Annotated in this window: 1 protein-coding gene; it reads right to left on the reverse strand. The window is 73.6% G+C overall.

The window, feature by feature from the left end; genetic code table 11:
• Positions 1 to 2,330, reverse strand: a 2,330-nt coding sequence (locus AC2W7G_RS13735; protein WP_485868931.1) for a hypothetical protein, incomplete at its 3' end; no start/stop codon positions are given.
• Between the last annotated feature and the right edge of the window lie 102 nt (positions 2,331 to 2,432).

A 2,432-nucleotide genomic window follows, 5' to 3' on the forward strand; every position in this document is an offset into this window, starting at 1 on the left:
GCGTCCGCCGCGCCCGGGGGCGTCGTCGCTGTCCGACCGGTCCGTGCGTCGGTGCCGTCGTCGCCGGACTCCTGCGCGGCCACCGCCTTCGCGACGGACTGGGCCTGGCGCCACAGCGCGCCGGTGACCCCCGAGCGGGTGAGGGGGACGAAGCCGTCGGCGAGCTGGCCGTTGGCCGCGCCACGGCGCTGCCCCTCGGTGGTCGCGATGGTGATGAACTGGCTGACCTTGCGGGCCTCGGCCTTGGCCATGCCCTCCAGCCTCGCGGCGGTGTAGACCACCATCGTGCCGGGGTACGCCCGCGGGTCGCGCGAGGTCGTCGCCGGCCCGAGGGTGAACGGCTCGAGCCCGTCCTTGCTCGGGACGGCGGTGCGGACGGCCGCCCGGATGGCCGAGTCCGTCGGCGCCACGAACGTGCGGCCGGCCGTGCCGGTGAACGCCGAGCCGCTGCCCTTCGTCACCCTCGTCTGCAGGGACGCGGTGCGCAGGTCGAGCCGGGCGGCGTCGCCGAGGCTGACGATGCCGAGCATGAACCGCGAGCCCAGGCCCTGCCGGTCGACCCGGCCCTGCTTCCACGGCTCCTGCGTGGTGGACCGGGTGCACTTGGTCTGGACGTTCGGCCACGCGTCCAGCACGGCCTCGGCGATCCTGCGCAGCGACGTCACCGGTGCCGCGATCTGGGTGAAGTACGGGGTGCTGACCTGCTTCAGGCACTCCTGCGAGGTGCGGGGGACGTAGGTGTCCAGCAGCGGCCACTCGTCGGTCGGCATCCGCACCGCCCGGTAGCTGGGGTTGACGACCATCCCCCAGGGGTCGGCCTTGCCCCGGACGAAGGCGCGCGCCTCCGGGTCCTGGGCGATGTACGCCGTGAGGCTGGACACGACGTCCGAGGACTCCGACAACGACAGCACGGTCGCCGCCGCCTCGCGCGAGATGTCGTCCAGGCCGGGGTTGAGCGCCCGGAACTCCGGGTCGCGGTTGAGGGACGTCGGGTTCTTGCCCATCCCGGGGTGGCCCGCGCCGAGCGCCGAGCCGGTGTAGGACTGGGTCAGCAGCTTGGCCAGCAGCCGAGGCGTCAGGCGCAGCTTCTCGGCCTCGCCCGCGTTGTTCGGCCGGTCGACGACGTACGAGACGGCGAACCCGGTCAACGCCGTGGGCGCGTAGCCCACCGGCGCGTCGCGGACCCGCTCGCGCTTGCCCGACACGAACGCCGCGGCCGCCTCGCCACGCTCCATGAGCGTGAACGCCGGACCGTCGCCCATGCGGTTGTGCTGGAGCTTGAAGCGGTCCGCGTCCAGGCAGTAGGCCGGGGTCCACTGGGTGGTGGTCTGGCTGAGCAGCTCCGAGCCGTAGAACGCCGTCGGGGCCCGCGAGTCCTGCACGTCGCAGACGTCGGGCTCGGTCGCGAAGGTCAGCGGGACGCTGAAGCGGTGGCGCCAGTTCGACTCGGCCCACCAGTACAGCGGCGACACCGCGGCGTCGACGCCCTCGGCGCTGTAGTTGCTCGACCCGGGGGCGAACCGGCCGGTGCGCGTGCACTCGCTCGTCGCCTCGACGTCGCAGCTGATGCCCATGATCGGGATCACCACGAGCGAGCAGCGGACGGTCGAGCTGCAGCCGAGCGACTCGTTCTCGGCGGCCGTGCGGACCTCGAAGCCGGTCGAGCCCTTGCCCTCGACGTCGGTGAACGCCGCGACCTCCGCGGGCGGGAACGAGGCGTCCGCGGCCGCCTCCGGGGGCATGGTGGTGCTCGTGCACGCGGAGAACGTGGTGCCGTCGGCGGCGACGAACGGGGTGAGGTGGGTGGAGAAGATCGCCGCGTCCTTGCACGACGCGGGGATGGGATCCATGCCCGACTTGGCGGCGCGGTCCTCCTCGGACGCGTGCACGTCCTGGCGCCAGATCGCCGACCGCTCGCTCTCGCTGCGCGAGCGCTGGGTCTGCGTGGAGGTCCAGCAGGTCTCCTGCGACAGGCGCTGCTTCGCCGGCAGCGTCGGGTCGTCCAGGCCCCGGCACTGCAGCACGACGACCGGGTACTCCTGGGCCATGCCGTTCTCGCCGTAGGGGTTCGTGGCGCGGCCGCCGCTGGGGTGCGCGCCGGTCCAGGACACCCGGATCCGCTCGCGCCCGCGCAGGTTGCGGGTGTGGTCGACGGTGACCGACACCTTCCGCTCGTCGACGGTGAGCGTCTCGCCGTCCACCGCGAACGTCCGCTTCAGGGTCTTGGTGGCGGAGTAGGCGTCGGACGTCCCGGCGCTCGCCCCGCCGGTGCCGCTGAGCACGCCGACGCCCAGGACGAGGGCGAGGAGCAGGACGACGCGGCGCCTCACGCCGCCCTCCGACGCTTGCGCATCCACGCGGCCAGCACGCCCGGGACCACGACGAGGGCGACGAGCTCGACCGCGGCCAGGGGCGCCGAACACCCCGCTCGT

This window comes from Aeromicrobium sp. PFPM2_SD2 (assembly GCF_057364525.1).